Annotated in this window: 1 protein-coding gene; it reads right to left on the minus strand. The window is 70.2% G+C overall.

Annotation, left to right across the window (positions count from 1 at the left end):
* On the minus strand, positions 1-325 hold a 325-nt coding region (locus ACLZOT_RS51100; protein WP_416976130.1), incomplete at both ends, for an ATP-binding protein.

A 325-nucleotide genomic window follows, 5' to 3' on the forward strand; every position in this document is an offset into this window, starting at 1 on the left:
GACCGCGGGGTAGCCCTGGGGCGGAAGTTCGGCGCGGTGCAGCGGCAGGTACAGGGTGAAGGTCGAGCCCCGTCCCGGCTCGCTCGCCGCATGGATCTCGCCGCCGAGCAGCCGGGCGATCTCCCGGCTGATGGAGAGACCGAGACCGGTGCCGCCGTACTTCCGGCTCGTCGTGCCGTCCGCCTGCTTGAACGCCTCGAAGATCACCCGCATCTTGCTGGCCGCGATCCCGATGCCGGTGTCCGTCACGGAGAACGCGATCAGCGGCGCGTTCACCTCGGTCAGCGAACCGGCCTCCAGCAGTTGCTCCCGGATCACCTGCGGC

It is taken from the genome of Streptomyces sp. 4F14, from assembly GCF_048159485.1.
Lineage (GTDB): Bacteria > Actinomycetota > Actinomycetes > Streptomycetales > Streptomycetaceae > Streptomyces.